Source organism: Kocuria tytonicola (assembly GCF_003687455.1).
Lineage (GTDB): Bacteria > Actinomycetota > Actinomycetes > Actinomycetales > Micrococcaceae > Kocuria > Kocuria tytonicola.
Genome location: NZ_PHOA01000032.1, coordinates 1 through 23810 on the forward strand (window position 1 = coordinate 1; position 23810 = coordinate 23810).

At 70.0% G+C, this 23810-nt stretch carries 22 protein-coding genes; 13 read left to right on the top strand and 9 right to left on the bottom strand.

Annotation, left to right across the window (positions count from 1 at the left end; genetic code table 11):
* Positions 1 to 26 precede the first annotated feature (26 nt).
* Both rraA and CWC38_RS05465 read right to left on the bottom strand, forming a co-directional pair.
* Complete coding sequence (gene rraA / locus CWC38_RS05460) at positions 27 to 494, bottom strand: ribonuclease E activity regulator RraA (protein WP_121845805.1); 468 nt, start codon at positions 492 to 494, stop codon at positions 27 to 29.
* Between the two features lie 291 nt (positions 495 to 785).
* Complete coding sequence (locus tag CWC38_RS05465) at positions 786 to 2258, bottom strand: helix-turn-helix domain-containing protein (RefSeq protein WP_121845806.1); 1473 nt, start codon at positions 2256 to 2258, stop codon at positions 786 to 788.
* 358 nt (positions 2259 to 2616) lie between these two features.
* Here CWC38_RS05465 and aceA point away from each other — a divergent pair, with 358 nt between their 5' ends.
* On the top strand, positions 2617 to 3903 hold the full coding sequence (aceA, locus tag CWC38_RS05470) for an isocitrate lyase (RefSeq protein ID WP_121845807.1): 1287 nt from the start codon (positions 2617 to 2619) through the stop codon (positions 3901 to 3903).
* A gap of 259 nt (positions 3904 to 4162) precedes the next feature.
* Here aceA and CWC38_RS05475 read toward each other — a convergent pair whose 3' ends face one another.
* The gene (locus tag CWC38_RS05475) at positions 4163 to 4648 is read right to left on the bottom strand and encodes a hotdog fold thioesterase (protein ID WP_206059858.1); all 486 of its coding nucleotides are present in this window, start codon (positions 4646 to 4648) and stop codon (positions 4163 to 4165) included.
* A gap of 303 nt (positions 4649 to 4951) precedes the next feature.
* On the opposite strand from CWC38_RS05475, the gene paaZ reads away from it, so the two are divergent.
* Positions 4952 to 7066 (top strand): phenylacetic acid degradation bifunctional protein PaaZ, encoded by a 2115-nt coding sequence (gene paaZ / locus CWC38_RS05480; RefSeq protein WP_121845808.1) that lies wholly within the window; start codon positions 4952 to 4954, stop codon positions 7064 to 7066.
* A gap of 82 nt (positions 7067 to 7148) precedes the next feature.
* On the opposite strand, the gene CWC38_RS05485 is transcribed toward paaZ, so the two are convergent.
* The 4 genes from CWC38_RS05485 to CWC38_RS05500 form a co-directional block, all read right to left on the bottom strand.
* Positions 7149 to 7562: a GNAT family N-acetyltransferase gene (locus CWC38_RS05485; RefSeq protein ID WP_121845809.1), complete on the bottom strand. Its 414-nt coding sequence runs from the start codon at positions 7560 to 7562 to the stop codon at positions 7149 to 7151.
* Between the two features lie 37 nt (positions 7563 to 7599).
* Positions 7600 to 8238 (bottom strand): TetR/AcrR family transcriptional regulator, encoded by a 639-nt coding sequence (locus tag CWC38_RS05490; protein WP_121845810.1) that lies wholly within the window; start codon positions 8236 to 8238, stop codon positions 7600 to 7602.
* A gap of 97 nt (positions 8239 to 8335) precedes the next feature.
* On the bottom strand, positions 8336 to 9673 hold the full coding sequence (locus CWC38_RS05495; protein ID WP_206059859.1) for an AMP-binding protein: 1338 nt from the start codon (positions 9671 to 9673) through the stop codon (positions 8336 to 8338).
* Between the two features lie 5 nt (positions 9674 to 9678).
* The gene (locus tag CWC38_RS05500) at positions 9679 to 10089 is read right to left on the bottom strand and encodes a PaaI family thioesterase (protein ID WP_121845812.1); all 411 of its coding nucleotides are present in this window, start codon (positions 10087 to 10089) and stop codon (positions 9679 to 9681) included.
* A gap of 244 nt (positions 10090 to 10333) precedes the next feature.
* Between CWC38_RS05500 and paaA the strand changes: the two genes are divergently transcribed.
* From paaA to CWC38_RS05540, 8 genes are all read left to right on the top strand, one after another.
* Positions 10334 to 11392 carry a 1,2-phenylacetyl-CoA epoxidase subunit PaaA gene (gene paaA / locus CWC38_RS05505; RefSeq protein WP_121845813.1) on the top strand — a complete coding sequence of 353 codons (1059 nt, stop codon included), beginning with the start codon at positions 10334 to 10336 and terminating at the stop codon, positions 11390 to 11392.
* A gap of 2 nt (positions 11393 to 11394) precedes the next feature.
* Entirely contained in the window at positions 11395 to 11691 is a 297-nt protein-coding gene (paaB, locus tag CWC38_RS05510) for a 1,2-phenylacetyl-CoA epoxidase subunit PaaB (protein WP_055082364.1), read from the top strand.
* Positions 11688 to 12524, top strand: coding sequence for a 1,2-phenylacetyl-CoA epoxidase subunit PaaC (gene paaC, locus CWC38_RS05515; protein ID WP_121845814.1), 837 nt, complete (start codon positions 11688 to 11690; stop codon positions 12522 to 12524). The genes paaB and paaC overlap by 4 nt, the downstream gene beginning before the upstream one ends.
* 65 nt (positions 12525 to 12589) lie before the next feature.
* The gene (paaD, locus tag CWC38_RS05520; RefSeq protein ID WP_165860351.1) at positions 12590 to 13111 is read left to right on the top strand and encodes a 1,2-phenylacetyl-CoA epoxidase subunit PaaD; all 522 of its coding nucleotides are present in this window, start codon (positions 12590 to 12592) and stop codon (positions 13109 to 13111) included.
* Between the two features lie 2 nt (positions 13112 to 13113).
* Positions 13114 to 14313 (top strand): 1,2-phenylacetyl-CoA epoxidase subunit PaaE, encoded by a 1200-nt coding sequence (paaE, locus tag CWC38_RS05525; RefSeq protein WP_121845815.1) that lies wholly within the window; start codon positions 13114 to 13116, stop codon positions 14311 to 14313.
* Positions 14314 to 14554: 241 nt separating this feature from the next.
* On the top strand, positions 14555 to 15328 hold the full coding sequence (locus tag CWC38_RS05530) for an enoyl-CoA hydratase/isomerase family protein (protein WP_121845816.1): 774 nt from the start codon (positions 14555 to 14557) through the stop codon (positions 15326 to 15328).
* A 297-nt stretch (positions 15329 to 15625) separates the two neighbouring features.
* Positions 15626 to 16477: a formate/nitrite transporter family protein gene (locus tag CWC38_RS05535; RefSeq protein WP_121845817.1), complete on the top strand. Its 852-nt coding sequence runs from the start codon at positions 15626 to 15628 to the stop codon at positions 16475 to 16477.
* Between the two features lie 325 nt (positions 16478 to 16802).
* Positions 16803 to 18797 (top strand): M13 family metallopeptidase, encoded by a 1995-nt coding sequence (locus tag CWC38_RS05540; RefSeq protein WP_121845825.1) that lies wholly within the window; start codon positions 16803 to 16805, stop codon positions 18795 to 18797.
* A 96-nt stretch (positions 18798 to 18893) separates the two neighbouring features.
* On the opposite strand, the gene CWC38_RS05545 is transcribed toward CWC38_RS05540, so the two are convergent.
* Positions 18894 to 19271, bottom strand: a complete 378-nt coding sequence (locus tag CWC38_RS05545) for a DUF4190 domain-containing protein (protein ID WP_121845818.1) — start codon at positions 19269 to 19271, stop codon at positions 18894 to 18896.
* A 148-nt stretch (positions 19272 to 19419) separates the two neighbouring features.
* Between CWC38_RS05545 and CWC38_RS05550 the strand changes: the two genes are divergently transcribed.
* The 3 genes from CWC38_RS05550 (at position 19420) to CWC38_RS05560 (ending at position 21821) form a co-directional block, all read left to right on the top strand.
* The gene (locus CWC38_RS05550) at positions 19420 to 19812 is read left to right on the top strand and encodes a YidH family protein (RefSeq protein ID WP_121845819.1); all 393 of its coding nucleotides are present in this window, start codon (positions 19420 to 19422) and stop codon (positions 19810 to 19812) included.
* Complete coding sequence (locus CWC38_RS05555; protein ID WP_121845820.1) at positions 19809 to 20150, top strand: DUF202 domain-containing protein; 342 nt, start codon at positions 19809 to 19811, stop codon at positions 20148 to 20150. Before CWC38_RS05550 ends, CWC38_RS05555 begins: the two co-directional genes overlap by 4 nt.
* A 126-nt stretch (positions 20151 to 20276) precedes the next feature.
* The gene (locus CWC38_RS05560; protein ID WP_121845821.1) at positions 20277 to 21821 is read left to right on the top strand and encodes an amino acid permease; all 1545 of its coding nucleotides are present in this window, start codon (positions 20277 to 20279) and stop codon (positions 21819 to 21821) included.
* Between the two features lie 223 nt (positions 21822 to 22044).
* On the opposite strand, the gene CWC38_RS05565 is transcribed toward CWC38_RS05560, so the two are convergent.
* Positions 22045 to 23334, bottom strand: coding sequence for an adenylosuccinate synthase (locus CWC38_RS05565; protein WP_121845822.1), 1290 nt, complete (start codon positions 23332 to 23334; stop codon positions 22045 to 22047).
* Positions 23335 to 23810 lie beyond the last annotated feature (476 nt).

Sequence of the window (23810 nt, forward strand, 5' to 3'; positions counted from 1 at the left end):
GCGCTGAGCGCCCCGGGACGGGGCGCTCAGCGCTCCACGAGGATCCCGTCCTCGTCCGCCCACAGGGTCTTGCCGGGGCGGAAGACCACACCGCCGAAGGTGACGACCACGTCCGTCTCGCCGTAGTCGTTGGGCGAGGACTTGCGGGGGTTGGTGCCCAGCGCCTTCACGCCGATCTCCAGCGTGCCGAGCTCCACGCGGTCCCGCACCGGGGCGTTGATCACGAGCCCGGCCCAGCCGTTCTCCATGGCGGTGCGGGCCACGTTGTCACCCAGCAGCGCGCAGTTCATGGAGCCCTGCCCGTCCACCACGAGCACCGCACCGTCCCCCGGGGTGGCCACGAGCTTCTTGACGTCCACGTTGGACTCGAAGCAGCGCACCGTGCGGATGGGCCCGGTGAAGCGGTGGACGCCGCCCACGGAGATGAACTGGGTGGTCACGGACTGCAGCTCGTCGCCGCGCTCGTCGTAGAGCTCGCACGTGGAGATGGTCATGGGTATGTCCTTTCGTCGTCCGGCCGGAGGCCGGGAGGGTTCCGTGGTGCCCGGAACCGGGATGGGTGCGGAGAGCGTCCGGTGCGGGCGAGGACGCAGGCAACGCCCGAGCCCTCCGCGGACCACCGCGCGCCGAACCCCGCGACGGTCTGCACCACCGGCCACGACGCACGGCACGGGGACGCACGTTCAGGAACGGGCCGTGCGGCGTCGTCGTGGGGTGCCGCACCCCGCCGGGAACGGCGATCCGCCGCGATGCCGGGCTACGCGGCAGTAGGAACGTGATGGACGTTACGCGAGGTCCCCGTCCAATTCAACGGTGGGCGCGTGGCGCTGCAGGAAGCGGAAGACCTCGGTCTCGTCCACCCCGGGGAACGCCCCGGCGGGCATGGCCGCGAGCATGTGCGTGGCGGGGCGGGCCGAGGGCCAGGCCTGCCCGTCCCACTGCTCGGCGAGCGCCGGGGAGGGCTGCTGGCAGCACGCGGGGTCCGGGCACGTGGAGGTGCGCCGGTAGGAGGTGGCGCGGCCGCGGAACCACTTGACGTGCTCGTAGGGCACGCCGAAGGAGATGGAGAACTCGCCGTGCTCGGAGCCCTCCACACGCGCCGAGCACCAGAACGTGCCGTGCGGGGTGTCCGTGTACTGGAAGTGGGAGAGCAGCCGGTTGGTGCCGGAGAACGCCTGGCGCGCGGAGAAGAAACGGCACGCCCGCTGGCCCTCCACCGCGCCGCTGTGGTCCGTGGGGAACTGCAGGCCGTCGTTCTGCCACGCCTTGTGGATGATCCCGGAGGAGTGCACCTTCTCGAAGTGCGTGGGGATGTCGAAGTGGTGGGTCATCAGGTTGGTCATCCGGTGCGCGGCCGTCTCGTGGGACACCGCGAACGCGTCCCGGAGGTCGTCCACGGACAGCTCGCGCTGGGACTTGGCGCGCGCCAGCAGGTCCACCGCGGAGGTCTCGGGGATCATCAGCGCCGCCGCGAAGTAGTTGGTCTCCACGCGCTGCTCCAGGAACTCGCCGTAGTTCGCGGGCCGGCGGTGCTCCAGCAGGTGGTGGCCCACGGCCTGCAGCAGCACGGACCACGGCGATCCCGCCCCCGCGCTGGAGGGCAGGTAGAACCGGCGGTTGCGCAGGTCCGTCACGGAGCGCGTGGAGTGCGGAAGGTCCGGCACCTGGTGGATCTCGAAGCCCACGTGCTCCACGAGCCGGGAGATGTGGTGCTCGGACAGCGGACCGCCCGTGTGCTGGATGGCCGTGAGCAGCTCCGCGGCCATGGTCTCGATCCGCTCGAAGTAGTTGTTGACCCCCTGCATGCGCGCGCGCAGCTGGGTGTTGGCGCGCCGGGCCTCCTCCGGGGTGGCGGCCTGCTCCTCGAGCCGCTGGCCGAGCTGCTGCTGCAGGGCCGCGAGCGCCTCCAGCGTCTCGGTGCTCATCCCCGGGCCCACGCGCACCGTGGGCAGCCCGAGGGCCGCGTACATGGGCCCGCGCTGCACGCGCTCCACCTGGATCTCCAGCTCCATGCGGCGGGACGGCGCCTTGGACCCCAGCAGCTGCTCCACCCCCATGTCCAGGGCACCGGCCAGGGCGGAGAGGGTGCTCAGCTTCGGCTCCCGCTTGCCGTTCTCGATCAGGGACAGCGCGGAGGGCGCCATCCCCACCGTGCGTGCGAGCTCCTCCAGCGTGATCCGCAGCCGCTTGCGCCGGTACCGGATGCGCCGTCCCAGCACGATCGGGTCGGTGGGGTCCCCCGCCTCGTCCTCGGGCACGGCGGATCCGGTGCGGCTCTGCGCGGCGGCCGCAGACCGGGCCGCACGACCACCGGACGACGACGACGCCGCGCCACCGGGTGCCCCGCGGCCCGCTCCGGGGGCCGCCCCACCCGGGGCGTGAGCGGCGGCGGACGAGGTGGGAGCGGCGTCGGCGGTGCGACGGCGCCTGCGGGGGCCTGTGGTGGGGGTCATAGGACGAGTTTAGGACGATTTTTCTCAAACGTGAAGAAAGTTATTTCTTCACACGGAAAACCCCTATGCGGGGGTGCAGATCCCGGCAAAAGTAGAACTCATCAAGTTACCCGTGCGGAGCTTTCCCCGAGTCCGCCGGCTCAAACGATCGAAGGAGACCGAGATGAGCAACGACAGCAGCAACCTCCGCAGCGCCGCCGAACTGGCCCGTGACTGGGAAGAGAACCCCCGCTGGGCGGGCGTGACCCGTGACTACTCGCCCGAGGAGGTCCTGCGTCTGCAGGGCTCCTTTCGAGAAGAGCACACCAACGCCCGGCGCGGCGCGGAACGACTCTGGCACCTGCTCAACTCGGAGGATTACATCAATGCTCTGGGCGCTCTGACCGGCAACCAGGCGGTTCAGCAGGTCAAGGCCGGTCTCAAGGCCATCTACCTCTCCGGCTGGCAGGTGGCCGGTGACGCCAACCTGGCGGGCCAGACCTACCCGGACCAGTCCCTGTACCCCGCGAACTCCGTCCCGCAGGTGGTGCGCCGGATCAACAACGCGCTCAAGCGCGCGGACCAGATCGAGCACGCCGAGGACGTCCACACCGTGGAGAACTGGATGGCGCCGATCGTCGCGGACGCGGAGGCCGGCTTCGGCGGGCCGCTCAACGCGTTCGAACTCATGAAGTCGATGATCGACGCCGGTGCGGCAGGCGTGCACTGGGAGGACCAGCTGGCCTCCGAGAAGAAGTGCGGCCACCTGGGCGGCAAGGTGCTGATCCCCACCCAGCAGCACGTGCGCACGCTCAACGCGGCCCGCCTCGCGGCAGACGTGGAGGACGTCCCCAGCATCATCATCGCCCGCACGGACGCCGAGGCGGCCACGCTGATCACCTCGGACGTGGACGAGCAGGACGCCGAGTTCATCACCGGCGAGCGCACCGCGGAGGGCTTCTACAAGGTCCGCAACGGCATCGAGCCCTGCATCGCCCGCGCCAAGGCGTACGCTCCGTACTCGGACCTCATCTGGATGGAGACCGGCACGCCGGACCTGGAGCTGGCCCGCAAGTTCGCGGAGGCCGTCCACGAGGAGTTCCCGGACCAGATGCTGGCGTACAACTGCTCGCCGTCCTTCAACTGGAAGAAGCACCTGGACGACGACACCATCGCCAAGTTCCAGCGCGAGCTCGCCGCCATGGGCTTCCGCTTCCAGTTCATCACCCTGGCGGGCTTCCACGCCCTGAACTACTCCATGTTCGACCTGGCCCACGGCTACGCCCGCAACCAGATGAGCGCATACGTGGAGCTGCAGGAGCGCGAGTTCGCCGCCGAGGAGCGCGGGTACACCGCCACCAAGCACCAGCGCGAGGTGGGCACCGGCTACTTCGACCTGGTCTCCCAGGTGGTCAACCCCAACTCCTCGACCATCGCGCTCAAGGGCTCCACCGAGAGCGCCCAGTTCTGATCCGCACCGCGGTCACGAACTGACCCCGAACCCGTGGGGGTCGCGGCACGGTCACTGGGGCCGGTGACTCCGCGACCGCGACCCCCGCGTTCACGTCGTCCGGTGGAGGGGCTCCTCAGCCCTCCCACGGACGCAGAACCGCCCGGCGCGTCCGGGCCCACCAGTCCGGCCGAGCCCACCGGTCCGTCCGGGGCCCGGCGGCCCCGGGGAGCCCGCCGTGTCCCGCCCCGGTGAGGGAGCGGGCCCCGGCGGGGCCGCGTCACTCGCCCGGCGCGTCCTTGAGGTAGTTGGTGATCCGCACCGTGCACAGGCGGCGGCCGGTGTCGATGTGCATGATGACCACCTCGTGGCTGGTCATGGTGCGGCCCAGCCGGATGGCGGTGGCCACGCCGCGCACCCGCCCGCTCGTGGCGGAGGCGTGGTGGGTGGCATTGATGTCCGTGCCCACGGCCACCTTGCCCATGGTGGAGCCGTGGATCACCGCGGCCCAGGACCCCAGCATCTCCCCCAGCGCCACGGACGCGCCGCCGTGCAGCAGACCCAGCGACTGCCGGTTGCCCTCCACGGGCATGGTGGCCACGATCCGCTCGGCGGACTGCTCCTCCACCTCCACACCCATCTTGCGGTCCAGCTCGCCCAGCTCGATGTTCCAGGGATCGAACGCCCTCCCCTTCTGCTCATCCGGCGACGCCGCGCGCCGTCCGTTCTCCACGCGTGCGTCCGCGGGGGTCGGGTCCTCGTGCATGGTCTGCTCCTTCGTTCCGTGTCTCTCGTCGTTGTCGAGCCGTTGCCGTTCCCGGCCTCCGCGCCGCCACGGGCGCTCCGTGGCCGCCACAGCTGCGCGGGTGCCGCCGACGGGGCCGTTCTCCCGCGAGCTCGCAGGGCGGGCGACGCCGCTCGGGTGCGTTCCGCACGGCAGGCCGCCGGGCGGCGTCGAGGGCCGGATGCCCGGGTGACGGCCATGGTGCCCCTGTGTGACCTAGGTTATCCTGGGGGCAATACTGACCGATCGTTCGGCTTGAGGCCGCGACCGTCCGGAGGACCCCGCGTGAGCACCCAGAACCAGGCATCCGAAACCCAGCAGCCGCAGCTCCTGCCCAGCTTCGTGAAGGGGCAGTGGTGGCGCCCGGAGGACCCGCAGAAGGTCGCGGAGGTGCGCGATGCCGCCACCGGGGAGCTCGTGGCCCGCGTGTGCGCGGACGGGATCGACACCGCCGGGGCCGTGGAGCACGCGCGCACCGTGGGGCAGGCGTCCCTGGGAACCCTGCGGATCCACGACCGTGCGCTGATCCTCAAGCAGCTCGCCCAGTACCTCGGGGAGCACAAGGAGGAGCTGTACGAGCTCTCCTACGCGACCGGTTCCACCGCCAAGGACCACCTGATCGACGTGGACGGCGGCATCGGCACCCTGTTCACCTTCTCCTCGAAGGGCCGCCGCGAACTGCCCAACGCGAACGTGATCGTGGACGGGCCCGTGGAGCAGCTCTCCCGGGACGGCTCCTTCCTGGGCGAGCACGTGTACACGCGGCTGCCGGGCGTGGCCGTGCAGATCAACGCGTTCAACTTCCCCGTGTGGGGCATGCTCGAGAAGTTCGCGCCCGCGTTCATTGCGGGGGTGCCCACCATCGTGAAGCCCGCGACCCCCACCGGGTACGTGACCGAGGCGTGCGTGCGGCTCATGCTGGACTCCGGCCTGCTGCCCGAGGGCTCCCTGCAGCTGGTCTCCGGCTCCGCCCGGGACCTGCTGGACCACCTGGACGCCCGTGACCACGTGGCGTTCACCGGTTCCGCGGCCACCGCCCAGTCCCTGCGGGCGCACTCGAACGTCCAGGAGAAGGGTGTGCGGTTCACCGCGGAGACGGACTCCCTCAACGCCGCGATCATGGCGCCGGACGTCACCGAGGGCTCCCCCGAGTTCGAGGCGTTCGTGAAGTCCGTGGTCCTGGAGATCACCGCCAAGGCCGGGCAGAAGTGCACCGCCGTCCGCCGGGTGATCGTGCCCCAGCAGATGCGGGGGGCCGTGGTCGAGGCGCTCAAGGAGCGTGTGGCCGCGCGCGCCGTCGTGGGCGATCCCCGCGACGCCGCCACCACCGTGGGCCCCCTGGCGTCCGAGGACCAGTACTTCGAGGTGCTGCGCTCGGTGCGCACCCTGATCGACGCCGGGGCCCGTGTGGAGGTGGGTGGACCCGAGGAGCTCTCCGCCGTGCCCCAGGACGGCGCGTTCTTCCCCGTCACCGTGCTCTCGTTCGACGACGCCCGCACCCCCGCCGTGCACGAGGTCGAGGCGTTCGGCCCGGTCACCTCCGTGCTCGGCTACTCGGGCGACGTTGCGGACGCCGTGGAGATCGCCGCGCTGGGCGGCGGCTCCCTGGTGGCCACCGTGTGCACCCACTCCCCCGAGCTCGCGGCGCAGTTCGCGTCCGGAATCGGCGCGTACCACGGCCGCGTGCTGTTCCTGGACCGCGACGACGCCACGACCTCCACGGGCCACGGCTCCCCCGTGCCGCATCTGGTGCACGGCGGCCCCGGCCGCGCCGGAGGCGGCGAGGAGCTGGGCGGCGTGCGCGCCGTGAAGCACTACATGCAGCGCACCGCCGTGCAGGGCTCCCCGGACCTGCTGACCGGGATCACCGGCCAGTGGCACTGGGGCGCGGCCGCCAACACCGTGACCCGCGAGGACGTCGAGAACGGCACGGGCGAGCACCCCTTCCGGAAGTCGTTGCAGACCCTGCGGATCGGGGACCAGTTCGTCTCGGAGCTGCGCACCGTGACGCTCGAGGACATCCTGGAGTTCGCGGAGAAGACCGGGGACACGTTCTACGCGCACACGGACGAGGAGGCCGCCACGGCCAACCCGTTCTTCCCGCGCCGGGTGGCCCACGGCTACCTGCTGGTCTCGTGGGCCGCCGGGCTGTTCGTGGAGCCCGCCCCGGGGCCCGTGCTCGCCAACTACGGGCTGGAGAACCTGCGCTTCATCACCCCGGTGACCTACGACGACGCGATCCGCGTGACCCTCACCGCCAAGAAGATCACCCCGCGCGTCACGGACGAGTACGGAGAGGTGGCGTGGGACGCCCGCCTGACCAACCAGAACGACGAGATCGTGGCCACCTACGACGTCCTCACCCTGGTGGCCAAGCAGTGGCCCACACCGGAGGTGTGAGCGGACGCCGAGCAGGACCGTCCGCAGCGACCTCGACAGCACGGAAGCCCCACGACATCGCGTCGCGGGGCCTCCGCCACCATCACCGCATGATCGCCAGCGTGGTGCCGCCCAGGTCCGGGGTGGGGCGGAAGCCCAGGGAGCGGTAGAGCTTCACCACGTGGCGGTTCCAGTCGGCGTCGTCCGTGGAGATGTAGATCTGGCGGATGTGGGACGTCTCGGCCAGCACCTCGGTGAGCAGCGCGCGGCCGATGCCACGTCGCTGGTGCGCCGGGTCCACCAGGAGATCCTGGATATAGGCCGCCGTGGCGCCGTCGCCCACCACGCGCGCCAGCCCCACGAGCTGGCCCGCGGCCCACGCGGAGAGCACCAGCCACGCATTCTCGATCATCGGCCCGAAGTCCTCCGGGCGCCGTGTGTAGGAGCTCCACCCCACGGCGTCGTACAGGCGGATCAGCGCGGCCCGGTCGAGGGTGCGGGTAGGTGAGATGTCCATGGGCACACCCTAGGCGGGTGCGCGGGCACGGCTCCGGCTACGCGCGCAGGCCCGCGAAGACCATGGTCACCACGGTGTCCGCGAGCTGGTCCACCGTGCCGGAACGCCCGGGCTGGTACCAGTCCACGATGGAGTTGACCATGCCCAGCATGAGGCGCGGCGCGGACTTCCCGGAGATGTCCGTGCGCAGCTCGCCACGCTCCTGCGCCTGGCGCACCAGGTCCTCCACGGTGTGGGTCAGGTGGCGACGCCGCTGCAGCGCCGCCTCCTCGACCTCCGAGTTCCCGCGCAGCCGCAGCAGCAGCGTCACGTACGGCATCTGCGCCACGAGCACCCGCACGGAGCCGTCCAGGATCTGCTCGAGCTTGTTCACCGGCCCGCTGCCGTTCGCGAGCACCTCCGAGAACACCGCTTCCAGCGCGTCCAGCGCGCGGTCCAGGGCCTGGCCCAGGATGGCCTCCTTGGACTCCACGTGGTGGTAGATCGCGGACTTCGAGATCCCCAGGTGCCTGGAGAGCGTGCCCATGGACGTGGCGTCGTAGCCGTAGCGGTTGAAGACCTCCACGCACACCGACAGCAGGGTCTCGCGGTCGTAGCCGGGACGGCCGCGCCGGGGTGCGGCAGCGGCGTCGTCGGCGGGGGCGTCGTCGGGGAGGAACTGCTGCTCGGTGGGCATGGACGCGGGCCTCGATCTTCCGGGGGGACGGGGTCTCCAGGCTACCGGCTCGTCACCTGGGCCCGTCCCCGCGGAGGACCGGGTGCCGCGCGGGACACTACTTGTCGCGGCGGTCGTACACGCGGCGCAGCTTGCCGGAGGAGCGCTCCAGGGTGCCGGGCTCGGCGATGTCGATCGCGGCACTGGAGCCGATCTTCGTCTTGATCTCGTGCTGCAGCCGGCGCCCGCCTTCCTGGGCGTCCTCCACCGTGGCCTCCTCGCGGCGCTCGATGTGGATGGTCATCTGGTCCATGCGGTTCGGCCGGGTGATCTCCAGCGTGAAGTGCGGGGACAGAGCCGGGATCTTCAGCGCGAGCTCCTCGATCTGCGAGGGGAACAGGTTCACGCCGCGCAGGATGATCATGTCGTCCGAGCGCCCCGTGATGCGGCCCATGCGCCGGTGACCGGGGCGGGCGGTGCCGGGCAGCAGCCGAGTGAGGTCGTGCGTGCGGTAGCGGATGATCGGCAGCGCCTGCTTGGTCAGCGCCGTGAACACCAGCTCACCGGGGCGTCCGGTGGGCAGCACGGTGTCGTCGAAGGGGTCGATGATCTCCGGGCGGAAGTGGTCCTCCCAGATGTGCGAGCCGTCCTTCGACTCGCAGGACTCGCCGGCCACGCCGGGGCCCATGACCTCGGAGAGGCCGTAGATGTCGCACGCCGTGATGTTGAACGTCTTCTCGATCTCGTGGCGCATCTCCTCCGTCCACGGCTCGGCCCCCAGCACGGCGTGCTTCAAGGAGGTCTCGCGCGGGTCCAGACCGAGTTTGCGGAATCCGTCCGCAATGGTCAGCAGGTAGGTGGGCGTGGAGAGGATGGCCTGCGGCTCGAAGTCGCGGATCAGCTGGACCTGCTTCTCGGTCTGCCCGCCGGACATGGGGATCACGGCGCACTTGAGCCGCTCGGCACCGTAGTGTGCACCCAGACCGCCGGTGAACAGTCCGTAGCCGTACGCGTTGTGCACCTTGTCGCCGGGGGCGATCCCGGAGAGCCGGAAGCAACGCGCCACCAGGGTGCCCCACGTCTGCAGGTCCTCCTCCGTGTACGCCACCACGGTGGGCTGGCCGGTGGTGCCCGACGACGCGTGGATCCGCCGGACCTCGGACATCGGCGTGGCCAGGGACTTGAACGGGTACGCCTTCCGCAGGAACTCCTTGTCCGTGTACGGGAACGTGGCGAGGTCCTCGAGCTCGTGGAAGTCGTCCGGGTGCACCCCGTGCTCGTCGAAGAGCTCCTTGTAGGCGGTGACGTTCTCGTACGCGTAGTGCAGGGTCCAGTTCAGCCGCTCGGTCTGCAGCGCCTCGATCTGGTCCCGGCTCATCAGCTCCTCGGGATCCGGCTGCGATGGGTCCTGCGAGTCCACGGGGCGGTACGGGTTGGGCACGGAGCAGGTGGTCATGGCATTCACGCTTTCTGACGGCGGGGCACGGTGCGGCTGCGGCCGCGGAACTGGGCCACGAGCTCGCCGTCCGCGGTGGTGACGGTGATGTCGCACAGGCCGCTGCGGCCCGTGGTGGCGATCTGGCGGCCCTCCGCCACCAGGGTCTGCCCGGGCTGCGCGGAGCTGAGGAAGTTGATGTCCACGCCCTGCGCCACGGTCATGGTGGCGCCGTCCGGGTCCGGGTCGTTGCAGGTCATGGCGAAGCACGTGTCCGCCAGGGAGAAGATCATCCCGCCGTGGACGATCCCGAAGCCGTTGACCATCTCCTCCCGCACCACCATGGAGATCTCGCAGTGGCCAGGGCCCGCGCGCAGCACGGTGACGCCCAGCCACTCGGAGGCTCGGTCCCCCGTGAGGACAGGATGGTGTGGCACGGCGCGCTCCTCGAAACTTTTGTGAACGATCGGTCAGTAGACAACCCCGAAATGTGACGTGTGTCAATGAGTGGCGGCCGCGTTGCAGGGCCGCCGCCATTGACGGCCTCCTCCCCCGCGGGCGGAAAATGTGTTGACGGCCACACCGGGGGTCTATATTCTGAACGAGCGGTCAGTTATTATCGTCGGCAGCGTACAGAGTTCACCCTCCGCTCCCATCTCACCCGTGAACCGAGGACACACCATGACTGAGCAGACCACCACTGCGGACCAGGCGGCCACCACCGCCGAGCAGCAGCACTTCGAGCACCTCATCAGCGAGGACTCCCGCGTGGAGCCCCGCGACTGGATGCCGGAGGCCTACCGCAAGAGCCTGACCCGTCAGGTCTCCCAGCACGCGCACTCCGAGATCATCGGCATGCAGCCGGAGGCCAACTGGATCACCCGCGCCCCGAGCCTCAAGCGCAAGGCCGTGCTGATGGCCAAGGTCCAGGACGAGGCAGGCCACGGGCTGTACCTCTACTCCGCCGCGGAGACCCTGGGCACCCCGCGCTCCGTGCTCAACGAGCAGCTGCTCAGCGGCAAGGCCAAGTACTCCTCGATCTTCAACTACCCGGCCCGCACGTGGGCGGACATGGGCGCCATCGGCTGGCTCGTGGACGGCGCCGCGATCTGCAACCAGGTCCCGCTGTGCCGCGCCTCCTACGGCCCGTACGGCCGCGCCATGGTGCGCATCTGCAAGGAGGAGTCCTTCCACCAGCGCCAGGGCTGGGAGATCCTCTACGAGCTCTCCCACGGCACCGAGGCCCAGAAGCAGATGGCACAGGACGCCGTGAACCGCTTCTACGGTCCGGCCCTGCAGATGTTCGGCCCCCCGGACGCCGACTCCCCCAACTCGCAGCAGTCCATGCAGTGGAACATCAAGCGCTTCTCCAACGACGAGCTGCGCCAGCGCTTCGTGGACATGATCGTCCCGCAGGCCGAAGCCCTGGGCCTGACCCTGCCGGACCCGGACCTGAAGTGGAACGAGGAGCGCGGGCACTACGACTACGGCCAGCTGGACTGGGACGAGTTCATGTCCGTGATCAAGGGCTCCGGCCCGTGCAACGTGCAGCGCATGAAGCGCCGCCGCGAGGCACACGCGCAGGGAGCCTGGGTGCGGGAGGCCGCCGAGGCCTACGCCCAGCGGCAGGCGCGCGAGGCCGCGGAAGCTGCCGCGGCGGCGTCGGCGACGGATGCCGAGGCCACCGAAGAATTCACCGTCGTGGCGGGCCGCGGCTCCGCCGAGCTGATCGGAGCCTGAGCATGAGCGAGAACCAGACTGGCAACTGGCCCCTCTGGGAGGTCTTCGTGCGCTCCTCGCGCGGGCTGTCCCACGTGCACGCGGGATCCCTGCACGCCCCGGACGCCACCATGGCCGTGCGCAACGCGCGTGACCTCTACACGCGCCGCAACGAGGGCACGAGCGTGTGGGTGGTCCCCGCGGACGCCATCACGGCCTCGGACCCGGACTCCAAGGGCGGGTACTTCGAGTCCGCGCAGGGCAAGAGCTACCGCCACGCCACGTACTACACCAAGAGCGAAGGGGTGAAGCACCTGTGAGCGCGTTCGCCTCCCACGACTCCGCCACCAAGCAGTCCGCGGGCGTCGCCATCACCGCCGAGGAGATCGCGGAGACGGGCGGCCGGGCCCCGGAGGCCGTGGCCCAGTACGCGCTGCGGCTCGGCGACGACGCCCTGATGCTGTCCCAGCGTCTGGGCTGGTGGATCTCGCGGGCCCCCGAGCTCGAGGAGGACATCGCGCTCGGCAACATCGCACTGGACCTGATCGGCCACGCACGGTTCCTGCTGACCTACGCGGGTTCGGCATGGGGCAAGACCGAGGACGAGCTCGCGTACTTCCGCAACGAGGAGGAGTTCCGCTCCGTGCGCCTCGTGGAGCAGGAGAACGGGGACTTCGGGCAGACCATCGCCCGCCAGCTGCTGTTCTCCTTCTACCAGTACGAGCTCTACTCGGCGCTGCAGTCCTCCACGGACCAGACGCTCGCGGCTATCGCGGACAAGGCCCTCAAGGAGGTGGAGTACCACCAGGACCACGCGGCCCAGTGGATCCTGCGCCTGGGGCTCGGCACCGAGGAGTCCAAGCGGCGCATCCAGGACGGGCTCTACTACATGTGGCCCTACCTGGACGAGCTGTTCGCGGACGAGCCGCTGCACGACGAGCTCGAGGGCATTGCCGTGCGCCCCTCCACGCTGCGCGAGCGGACCTTGGAGCGCGTGACCGCACTGCTGGCCGAGGCCGAGCTGGAGGTCCCGAACGTGGCCCAGGCGCGGCTGTCCGCGGCTCCGAGGGACGGCGCCTACTCCGAGTACCGCGGGTACATCCTCGCCGAGATGCAGTGGCTCGCCCGCCAGCATCCCGGCGCCACGTGGTGAGCACCGTGTTCTCCCGCGTTCCGCCCCGCTCGCTGCCGCCCACGGGTGGCGTGGCGCCCCGCGAGGTGCCCCTCGGCCCTTCGCAGCGACCGGACGATCCGCGCGACGCCACCCTGTGGGACGTCGCCGCCACCGTGTGCGACCCCGAGATCCCCGTGCTCACGCTCGAGGACCTCGGGGTGCTGCGGGACGCGGTGGCCGGGGAGGACGAGACGGTGGTGGTGATCACCCCCACCTACTCCGGCTGCCCCGCCATGGACACCATGGCCGCGGACCTCGAGGCCGCCGTCACCGCCGCGGGCTACGAGAACGTGCGCGTGGTGCAGGTGCTGCGCCCGGCGTGGACCACGGACTGGATGTCCCCCGAGGGCCGGGCGAAGCTCAGCGAGTACGGCATCGCCCCGCCCACCGGACGGACCGCCGCCGGGCACAACTCCGGGCCGGTGCGGCTGAGCCTCGCGGTGAAGTGCCCGCGGTGCGACTCCCTGCGCACGCACGAGATGACCCGCTTCGGGTCCACGTCCTGCAAGGCCCTGTGGGTCTGCGACGACTGCAAAGAACCCTACGACTACTTCAAGGTGCACTGATCATGAGCGAAACCGCGGACACCTCCGCCCTGGAGGACGCCACCGAAGCCAGCGCGGGGGGCGGCAGGCGCCGCGCCACGTTCAACACCCTCACGGTCTCCGAGGTGCGCAAGCTGACCTCGGACTCCGTGGAGGTCACGTTCGACGTCCCCGAGGACCTCGTGGCGGACTACGACTACCTCCCGGGTCAGTACGTGGCCATCCGCGCCATGATCAACGGGCACGAGGTGCGCCGGTCCTACTCGATCTGCGCGGACCCCACCCCGGGCGAGATCCGCGTGGCCATCAAGAAGGACATGGGCGGCGTGTTCTCCACATGGGCCAACGAGCAGCTGGCCGCCGGGGACACCCTGGACGTGATGAACCCGCAGGGCGCGTTCACCTCCAAGGTCAACATCACCTCCATGAACGACCCCGAGAAGCTCGCGGAGAAGGAGGTGGCCAAGAAGCGCAACGTGCACCTGGTGGCCTTCGCCGCCGGTTCCGGGATCACGCCCATCATGGCGATCGCCCGCGCGCTGCTGCGCGCCTCGGACACCGCTCAGATGGACGTCGTCTACGCCAACCGCTCGTCCATGGACGTGATGTTCGCGGAGGAGCTGGGCGACCTCAAGGACAAGTACCCCGCGCGCCTGGCCGTGCACCACGTGCTCTCCCGCGAGCAGCGGATCTCCCCGCTGATGTCCGGGCGGATCGACCACGACAAGCTGGAGGAGCTGCTGGAGCACGTGATCCAGGTGGACTCCGCGGACGAGTGGTTCCTGTGCGGGCCGTTCGAGCTCGTGCAGCTGTGCCGGGACGTGCTCAAGGAGCGCGGCGTGGACGAGTCCCGTGTGCGCTTCGAGCTGTTCACCACGGGCAAGCCCACCGCACCCCAGGGCCAGCAGGGCCGCCCGGTCGTGGCGGACCCCAAGGGCGAGAACTACAAGATCGTCTTCACCCTGGACGGCACCTCCGCGCAGGTGGAGTCCCCGAAGTCCGCCGCGGAGACCGTGCTGAATGCCGCACTGCGTGTGCGCCCGGACGTCCCGTTCGCGTGCGCGGGCGGGGTGTGCGGCACGTGCCGCGCCAAGGTCACCAGGGGCGGGTTCGAGATGGAGGAGAACTTCGCGCTCGAGAAGGACGAGGTGGACGCCGGCTACGTGCTCACGTGCCAGACGCGCCCCACCTCGGACGAGCTGAGTGTGGACTTCGACGCCTGACCCACGTGCCGCCCTGTCGGCCGCACCGCTGCCCGGGTCCCGGCGCGCTGCCGGTGCGTGCTGCGGATTCCGCTCGCACCCACACCCCGCGGCAGCGCCGCCACGCACCCACGGCGACGACGCCGCACCGGCACCCGGGCGGCGCCGTCGCCGTCTCTGCCTGCCCACCCAGGCCACCGGCCCTGCCGCGCGCACGTCGCCCGGACCGCGCGGCCCGAACCGAAACCGCAAGGAGAACGCCGTGATCGAGCTGACCATCGAGGACGAGATCGCCCGCGTGGTGCTCAACGCGCCCCAGAAGATGAACTCGCTGGACGAGGACGCGCTGCGCGGGCTCGCCGCCGCGTACACCGAGGCGGAGGGGGCAGGGGTCCGTGCGCTGCTGCTCACCGGTGAGGGCCGGGGGTTCTGCGCCGGACGGGACATCTCCGGTGTGGACCCCGCCACGGACGACACCCAGGGGTACCTGGACGGGACCCTCGCACCCCTGCTGCGGCAGATGTCGAGCTTCCCGGCACCCACCTTCGCCGCGGTGCAGGGGGCGTGCCTGGGCGTGGGGCTGGGGCTGGCGATTGCCACGGACGTGGTCTACGTGGCGGAGAACGCGAAGATCGGCTCACCGTTCGCGAACCTGGGGGCCACGCTGGACTCCGGCGGGCACGCGCTGTTCACCGAGCGCCTCGGCGCGCATCGCACGCTGGACCTGATCTACACGGCCGAGCTGATGAGCGGCGCGGAGGCCGTGGCGGCGGGGCTGTTCTCCCGTGCCGTGCCCGCGGCCGAGCTCCTGGACTTCACCGTGTCCCGGGTGGAGAAGGTTGCCCGCGGTGCCACGCAGTCGTTCGTGGCGTCCAAGCAGCTCGTGGCGCAGATCCGGGACGAGCGGATCGGACTGTGGGAGTCCATGACCGCCGAGAACGCCGCCCAGACCGCACTGTGCGCCACCGCCGACTACCGCGAGGGCTTCAAGGCCTTCCAGGAGAAGCGGACACCGCGCTTCACCGGCAAGGGCTGACAGCGGAGGCTTCCGGGAGTTGCGCCGCTACTTTTGCTCCGTTGATGCAGCTTTTCACTGCCATGGGCTGCGTTTGCTCCGCTATTGCACCCTGCGGACCTCCGGGCCGCGTTTGCTCCGTTATTGCGGTGCCCGGCACCCCGGAGCTGCATCTGCTCCGACACTGCCGCGTGCAGGTTACCGGGCTGCATCTGCTCCGTTTCTGCAGCTTTCCGACGCCGCGGCCTGCACTTGCTCCGCCAGGCAGCAACTTCTGCGTGGGCGGGCGGGCGCACCCCGTGCCCTACGCTGAACCGCATGGCAGAGACCCGCGACAGCGAGACCGCACGGCGTTCCTCCGGGCGCACGGACCAGCCCCTCGAGGACGAGCTGGTCGAGGAGTTCCAGAACACCGTCCAGGAGGGTGCGGACCGGCTGCACCGCACCTGGCGAGCGCTGGTGGTCACGGGGCTGTTCGGCGGGATCGACGTGGGGCTCGGCATCATGGCCATGCTCGCCGTCATGGATGCCACCGGCTCCAAGCTGCTGGCAGGCACGGCGTTCGGCGTCGGCCTGCTGGCGCTGCGGCTGGCCCACTCCGAACTGTTCACCGAGGACTTCCTGCTGCCCATCAACGCGGTGGTCGCGGGGCACGGCACGTGGTGGTCCCTGCTGCGGCTGTGGGTTGTCACGCTGGTGACCAACCTCGTGGGCGGCTGGGCGTTCATGTGGGTGGTCGTGGCGGCGTTCCCGGACTTCTCCGCCACGCTCGTGGAGGTCGCCACAGGGTACGTCTCGGACGGTTTCGGCATGGAGACCGTGTGCCTCGCGCTGTTGGCCGGGTCCACGATCACCCTGATGACCCGCATGCAGCAGGGCACGGGCAGCGACATGATGACCGCCGTGATCTCGCTGATCGGCGGCTTCCTGGTGGTGGGCCTCGGGATGCTCCACGGCGCCCTGAACTCCATCGTGATGTTCGGCGCCATGCACGCCGGGTGGGACTACTCCTACCTGGACTGGCTCGGCTGGTTCGCGTGGGTGATCCCGTTCAACATGCTCGGCGGGCTGCTGATCATCTCGTTGCCCCGGCTCTTCCGCACGTGGGAGCTGCTCATGGCCGAACGACGCGGGGAGAAGATCTCGGGCGCGTCCTCCGGGGATGCCTGACCCCCTACGACGACGCCGCTCCGCCCACGTGTGCCCGCTGCGTCCGGACGGCGCCCCCTCCGGACGCGCAGCTCCCGTGGTGCGCCGCGACATGCGCCCTGGGACGCTGCGGGGTGGAGCAAAGGCACAGATCCGACCGCTGAACCGCATCTGCTCCGTTGTTGCAGCCGACCGAGAGCACGGGGCCGGCAGCAGAGGCCGACGCCGCCCCGGCCCGGTGCCGCGCGGGTGACGCCTGCCCCGCTCCGGCCCTCACCCGTTTAGCTGTCCGAAAAAGCCCCGCGCACCCGTGGAGCCGCACCGCGCGCGTGGTTAGCATGTGATCATGACAACTTCTGTGTTCGACCTCGACGCCTTCGACCCCTCGGTCCGCCCGCAGGACGACCTCTTCCGCCACGTCAACGGCACGTGGCTGCGCACTGCGCGGATCCCCGACGACAAGCCCGGCACCGGCGCGTTCGTCGAGCTGCGGGACCAGGCGGAGCAGGCGGTGCGCGAGATCATCACGGGCGCGAGCGCGGAGGGTGAGCAGGCGGCGTCGTCCGGGGAGCAGAGCGCGGAGACGAAGATCGCGCTGCTGTACCGGTCCTTCATGGACACCGAGCGGATCGAGGCGCTGGGCACCGAGCCGCTGCGCGAGGACCTGGACGCCGTGGCCGCGATCGACTCGCCGCGCGCGCTGTCCCGGTGGTTCGGCACGGCCATGCGCCGCGGTGTTGGTGCCGCGCTGGACATCGACCTGGACTCGGACCCGGGTGACCCGCAGCGCAACCTGGTGTTCGTGGGCCAGTCCGGGCTGGGCCTGCCGGACGAGGAGTACTACCGCGAGGAGCAGTACGCGCCGATCCGCGAGAAGTACCTGGCGCACGTCCAGAAGATGCTGGAGCTCGCCGGGTTCGACGACGCCGCGAGCCAGGCCCGCGCGGCCGTGGACCTGGAGACGCGCATCGCCTCCCACCACTGGGACAAGGTCACGGTCCGGGACCTCACCAAGATGTACAACCCCATGGAGTACACGGAGCTCGCGGGGCAGGTGCAGAACCTGGACTGGGACGCCGTGCTGGAGGGCGTGGGCCTGACGCCGGAGCACCTGGCCACCGTGGTCAACGCGCAGCCCAGCTTCTTCACCGGCCTGGACGGGCTGCTCACCCAGGACGAGCTGGAGGCGTGGAAGTCCTGGGCCCGCTGGCACGTGGTCTCCGCGCGCGCGGCATACCTCCCGGAGGCCTTCGTGGCGGAGAACTTCGCGTTCTACGGCACGGTGCTCTCCGGTACCCCGCAGCTGCGCGAGCGCTGGAAGCGCGGCGTCGGGCTGGTCAACGGGGCCCTGGGGGAGGCCGTGGGCAAGCTGTACGTCGCGGAGCACTTCTCTCCCACCGCCAAGGCCCGCATGGACGAGCTCGTGGCCAACCTGCTGGACGCCTACCGGGACTCCATCGAGCACCTGGACTGGATGACCGAGGACACCCGGGCGGAGGCCCTGAAGAAGCTCTCCGGGTTCACCCCCAAGATCGGCTACCCGGAGAAGTGGAAGGACTACTCCGCGCTGGAGATCCGCGGGGAGGACCTCGTGGGCAACGTGGTGCGGACCACCGAGTTCGCTGTGGCGGAGCTCGCACGCAAGGCCGGCAGGCCCGTGGAGAAGCACGAGTGGCTCATGACGCCGCAGACCGTGAACGCCTACTACCACCCGCTGCGCAACGAGATCGTCTTCCCCGCAGCCATCCTGCAGCCCCCGTTCTTCGACGAGGCGGCCGACGACGCCGTGAACTACGGCGGCATCGGCTCCGTGATCGGCCACGAGATCGGCCACGGCTTCGACGACAAGGGCTCCACGTGCGACGGCGAGGGCAAGCTGCGCAACTGGTGGACGGACGCGGACCGCGAGGCCTTCGAGGAGCGCACGGCCCGTCTGGTGGGCCAGTACGCGGCACTGTCCCCCGCCCAGTTCGGGGGCGCCGACGACGCTCCCCACGTCAACGGCGAGCTCACCCTGGGCGAGAACATCGGTGACCTGGGCGGCCTCTCCATTGCCTACAAGGCATGGAAGCGGGCCCAGGGGAAGATGACCACACCGGACACCGAGAGCATCGACGGGTACACCCCAGCGCAGCGCCTCTTCATCTCCTGGAGCTACGTGTGGCAGGAGAAGTCCCGGGACGAGGCCCTGCGCACGCGCATCGCCACGGATCCGCACTCCCCCGCGGAGTTCCGGGCAGGTCAGACCCCGCGCAACGTGGCGGCGTTCTACGAGGCGTTCGACGTCACCGAGGGCGACGGCATGTGGCTCCCCGAGGAGGAGCGCGTCACCATCTGGTAACACCCGCCCGCGCACGACGACGGCGGCCGACCACCTTATCGAGAGGGGGTCGGCCGCCGTGCGTCGCGGTCCGTGCTGGAGGGGGCGGACGCCCGGTCAGGTGTTCACCACGCCCTCGTTCACGATCTGCGTGAACATCACGCCCCAGAGGGTGAAGATCAGCACGAGCCACACGACCATGAGAACCAGCATGACGATGCCCACCCAGCCCAGGACCTTGCCCGCGGTGGCCCGGCCACCGAGCTTCTCCGCCTTCGTGGCCTGCCACAGGGCGAAGGGTCCGAGGAACGGGAGAACGGTGACGCCCAGGATCCCCAGGATGAGGGAGAGGTCGGTGCTCCTGGAGGCCTCGGCGTAGCGCTGGGCGTCCTGGGGGCTGCCGGGGACGTACTCCCAGCGACCGGCCGGCGGGGTGTACTGCTGCGTCTGCTGGCGGGCCCGGGGGTCCTCGGCCGACTGGTTGCTCGAGCTCACGATCTGGCCTCCGTGTGGTGGGGGGGGAACGAGTCCAGCCATCCTCTCCCAGCCCGTGCCCAGGGACAAGGAGCCGCGGGGTCGGCAGCCTGCCGCCGACCGCCCCTCCAGCGCATACGATCGGGGAACAACCACCCCGAGGAGAACCGTGAGCGACCCCCAAGACCCGGCCGAGCGGCGTCGTGGTGCGCTGAGCGAGCGGCTGCTGCGCGGCGGAGCGGAACCCGACCCCCGCTTCACGCTGGCCAACGAGCGCACGTTCCTGGCCTGGATCCGCACGTCCCTGGCCTTCCTGGCGGGAGGCATCGCCGTGGAGGCGTTCACCGGCGACATCTTCGACGTGGCCGTGCGCACGTTCCTGGCAGTGGTGCTGCTCCTCCTGGGCATGCTGCTGAGCGCGGGTGCCGCCGTGCGCTGGCTCAACGTGGAGCGCTCCATGCGGCACAGTGCTCCCCTGCCGCTGCCCCTGATCGCGCCGCTCGTGGCCGTGGGCGGGGCCATTGCCTCGGGGGTGCTCGTCGTGGTGGTCCTGACCCGATGAGCCCCGCCCCGGCCCCGGCCGGTCGCGGGCACGAGGACCCCGGACTGCAGCCCGAGCGGACCGTCCTCTCCTGGGGCCGCACCATGCTGGCCCTGTGCACCGCGGCCGCCGTCTACCTCAAGTGGCTGCCCATGCACGGGGTGTTCGTGCTCTGCCTGTTCACCTTTGCCCTGTGCCTGGCCGGTGGCATCTATGCCACCCAGCGCTTGCGCTACCGCAGGTCGGCCACGGGAATCGCCGGGGAGCGGATCACGCCGGACGCGGTGTCCGTCCTCCTGACCTCCGGGGCGTGCGTACTCTTGGGGGTGCTGGGGATCACCACCCTGCTTCTTTTCTGAGGAGTTGTCGCCATTTCGGCGGCTGCTGCCGTGGAAACGACCCGTTCAACCGGCGAACACCGCATAATTGCGGTCAGTCGCAGCACACCTGCTCGGCACCGGACCAACACTTCCTGGGAGGACCCAGTGACTCCATCTTCGTCCGGTCGGGGACGCGCGGAGGCGGCCACCGCCCCGCCCCGCGCGAGTGATTCCCACCTCTCCGACCCGCAGCGCGCCCGTCATGACGGCCCCGACGACGGTTCGCTCCAGCGCACTCTGAAGTCCCGCCACCTGACCATGATCGCCATGGGTGGGGCCATCGGCACCGGCCTGTTCGTGGCCTCCGGCAACTCCATCAACACCGCCGGACCGGGCGGCGCACTGGTGGCCTACGCCGCGATCGGGCTGATGGTCTTCCTGCTCATGCAGTCCCTGGGCGAGATGGCCACGCACCTGCCCGTTGCGGGCTCCTTCGAGGAGTACTCCACCCGGTACATCAGCCGCTCCTTCGGCTTCGCCATCGGCTGGAACTACTGGTACAACTGGGCGATCACCGTGGCCGCGGAGCTGGTGGCGGCCGCCCTGGTGATGCGGTACTGGTTCCCGGACGTGCCCGCCTGGATCTGGTCCGCAGCGTTCCTGGTGATCCTGTTCGCCCTCAATGCGCTCAGCGCGCGCGCCTACGGCGAGGGCGAGTTCTGGTTCTCGCTCATCAAGGTGATCACGGTGGTGGTGTTCCTGGTGCTGGGTGTCCTCATGATCCTGGGGATCCTGGGCGGGCCCTCCCCCGGCTTCCACAACTGGACCGCGGGTGAGGCGCCGTTCGTGAACGGTTTCACGGGCATCATGTCCATCTTCATGGTGGCCGGCTTCTCCTTCCAGGGCACCGAGCTGGTGGGTGTGGCCGCCGGTGAGGCCGAGAACCCCGGCAAGACGGTCCCCAAGGCCATCCGCACCGTGTTCGTGCGCATCCTGCTCTTCTACATCGGTGCGATTGCCGTGATCGGTTTCCTGATCCCCTACACCGATCCCCACCTGCTGGCGAGCGAGGTGGAGGACGTCTCCATCTCCCCGTTCACCCTGGTCTTCGAGCACGCGGGCGTGCTGGCCGCGGCGTCCGTGATGAACGCCGTGATCCTCACCGCCATCCTCTCCGCAGGCAACTCGGGGCTTTATGCCTCAACCCGCATGCTCTACGCGCTGGCGAAGACCGGCAAGGCCCCGCGTTTCCTCGCCCGGGTCAACCGACGCGGTGTGCCCATGTACGCCCTGCTGGCCACCACGCTGATCGGCATGTCCTGCTTCCTCACCACCCTGATCGGTGAGGGAGAGGCCTACGTGTGGCTCATCAACGCCTCGGGCCTGGCGGGCTTCATCGTGTGGATGGGCATTGCGTGGAGCCACTACCGCTTCCGCAAGGCCTACGTGCTGCAGGGCGGGGACCCCAAAGACCTCACCTACCGCGCCCGGTTCTTCCCCGTGGGGCCCATCGTGGCGCTCGTGATGTGCGCCATCGTGATCGTGGGCCAGGGCTACAGCATCTTCACCTCCGGGGACGTCAACCCCCTGAGCCTGCTGTCCTCCTACCTGGGCCTGCCGATCTTCCTGGCCCTGTGGCTCGGCCACAAGCTGGCCACCAAGGACAAGCCCGTGGACCTGCGCACCGCGGACGTGACCCCCGGGCACTGACCCCGGCACCCGGCGCGCCGTGGCACTGCACGGTGCGCGGACGTCGTCGTACGACGGCGCCCGCGCACCCACCCGGGCCGAGCACCCACCCGGGCCGCGCACCCACCCAGCCCGCTCATCCGCTGGGCTGCGCACCGACCCCGGGGGAAACGTCCCGTCACAGGGGAACCGCCCCGCTCTCCCGGGGGAGAGCGGGGCGGTTCCGTGTCCGCGGGCGGACGGGTCAGTCAGCGATGAGGTCCCGCACCACGATGGTGTCGTCGCGGTCCGGGCCCACACCGATCGCGGAGATCCGGCACCCGGACATGGCCTCCAGCGCCTGGACGTAGTCCCGCGCGTTCTGCGGCAGGTCCTCCAGGGCGCGCGCGCCGGTGATGTCCTCGGTCCAGCCCGGAAAGGTCTCGTAGACCGGCTTGGCATGGTGGAAGTCGGACTGGGTCATGGGCATCTCGTCGAAGCGCTGGCCGTCCACCTCGTAGGCCACGCACACCGGGATCTCCCGCAGCCCGGTGAGCACGTCCAGCTTGGTCACGAACAGGTCCGTGAAGCCGTTGATCCGCGCGGCCTGGCGCGCCATCACGGCGTCGTACCAGCCCGTGCGGCGCGGGCGGCCGGTGTTGACGCCGAACTCGCCGCCCGTGGTGCGCAGCCGCTCACCCATCTCGTCGAAGAGTTCCGTGGGGAACGGGCCCGCACCCACACGCGTGGTGTACGCCTTCTGGATCCCGATCACACGGGTGATGCGCGTGGGGCCCACACCGGAGCCCACGGACGCGCCGCCCGCGGTGGGGTTCGAGGAGGTGACGAACGGGTAGGTGCCGTGGTCCACGTCCAGGTAGGTGGCCTGGCCGCCCTCCATGAGCACCACCTCGTCCCGGTCCAGCGCCTCGTTGAGCAGCCGCGTGGAGTCCACGATCATGGGCGCCAGCCGGTCCGCGAAACCCAGGAAGTACTCGGCGATCTCGTCCACCTCGAACGCCCGGCGGTTGTAGAGCTTCACCAGCAGCTCGTTCTTCTGCCGCAGGGCCCCCTCGATCTTCTGGCGCAGGATGGACTCGTCCAGGATGTCCTGCACGCGGATGCCCAGGCGCCCCACCTTGTCCATGTAGGTGGGACCGATGCCCCGGCCCGTGGTGCCGATGGCGCGCTTGCCCAGGAACCGTTCGCTGACCTGGTCCAGCGTCTGGTGGTACGGGGCCACCAGGTGCGCGTTGGCGGAGATCCGCAAGTGGGAGGTGTCCGCTCCGCGCGCCTCGAGGCCGTCGATCTCCTCGAACAGGGCCTGCGGGTTGATGACCACGCCGTTGCCGATCACGGAGGTGGCGTTGGGGCTGAGGATGCCCGCCGGGAGGAGCTTGAGCTCGAACTTCTCCCCGCCCACCACCACGGTGTGCCCCGCGTTGTTGCCGCCGTTGGGCTTGACCACGTAGTCCACGCGGCCACCCAGGAGATCCGTGGCCTTGCCCTTGCCCTCATCGCCCCACTGGGCGCCGACGATCACGATTGCTGGCATGGAAGCACTCTCTATCCGGGTGTGGCCCGATGGGTGGAAGGAACCGAGAGCCAAGTCTACCCGGCGCCGTCCGCGGCGATCCGGTGGCCACGGTACTGAGTTCGGGGAACGGGACGGACCTCCGCGGGGCGCGGGATGGGCCGCCGGAACGGCGGCCACCACCGGGGGCCTGGCGGTCAGAGCCGGAGAACAGTAGCGGATGACCTGCTCAAACGTCCCGTGCCCACCGTTTCCAGGTGCAACACAGGGACTTTTGACGAAATCGTTGCTTTTCAATGATTCAGGGCTCAGGCTGAGGCCATTGTGATGCGCCTCACGGCATCCCCCGAATGTCAAAGGAAGACCCATGAATCACGAGACACGCCCCGGGCGAGGCAGGGCCGTCAAGACCTGCCTGGCCACCACACTGGGCCTCACACTGGCGCTGGGCACGGTGCTGCCGGCCAGCGCCGTGCCCCTGTTTCTTATACACATCT

Excerpts from the sequence above, each read along its gene's own strand:
- CWC38_RS05485 (WP_121845809.1), bottom strand. The coding sequence starts at position 7,562 with ATGGACATCTCACCTACCCGCACCCTCGACCGGGCCGCGCTGATCCGC.
- CWC38_RS05535 (WP_121845817.1), top strand. The coding sequence starts at position 15,626 with ATGGCAGAGACCCGCGACAGCGAGACCGCACGGCGTTCCTCCGGGCGC.
- paaB (WP_055082364.1), top strand. The coding sequence starts at position 11,395 with ATGAGCGAGAACCAGACTGGCAACTGGCCCCTCTGGGAGGTCTTCGTG.
- CWC38_RS05540 (WP_121845825.1), top strand. The coding sequence starts at position 16,803 with ATGACAACTTCTGTGTTCGACCTCGACGCCTTCGACCCCTCGGTCCGC.
- paaE (WP_121845815.1), top strand. The coding sequence starts at position 13,114 with ATGAGCGAAACCGCGGACACCTCCGCCCTGGAGGACGCCACCGAAGCC.
- CWC38_RS05565 (WP_121845822.1), bottom strand. The coding sequence starts at position 23,334 with ATGCCAGCAATCGTGATCGTCGGCGCCCAGTGGGGCGATGAGGGCAAG.
- aceA (WP_121845807.1), top strand. The coding sequence starts at position 2,617 with ATGAGCAACGACAGCAGCAACCTCCGCAGCGCCGCCGAACTGGCCCGT.
- CWC38_RS05475 (WP_206059858.1), bottom strand. The coding sequence starts at position 4,648 with ATGCACGAGGACCCGACCCCCGCGGACGCACGCGTGGAGAACGGACGG.
- CWC38_RS05495 (WP_206059859.1), bottom strand. The coding sequence starts at position 9,673 with ATGACCACCTGCTCCGTGCCCAACCCGTACCGCCCCGTGGACTCGCAG.
- rraA (WP_121845805.1), bottom strand. The coding sequence starts at position 494 with ATGACCATCTCCACGTGCGAGCTCTACGACGAGCGCGGCGACGAGCTG.
- CWC38_RS05555 (WP_121845820.1), top strand. The coding sequence starts at position 19,809 with ATGAGCCCCGCCCCGGCCCCGGCCGGTCGCGGGCACGAGGACCCCGGA.
- paaA (WP_121845813.1), top strand. The coding sequence starts at position 10,334 with ATGACTGAGCAGACCACCACTGCGGACCAGGCGGCCACCACCGCCGAG.
- CWC38_RS05490 (WP_121845810.1), bottom strand. The coding sequence starts at position 8,238 with ATGCCCACCGAGCAGCAGTTCCTCCCCGACGACGCCCCCGCCGACGAC.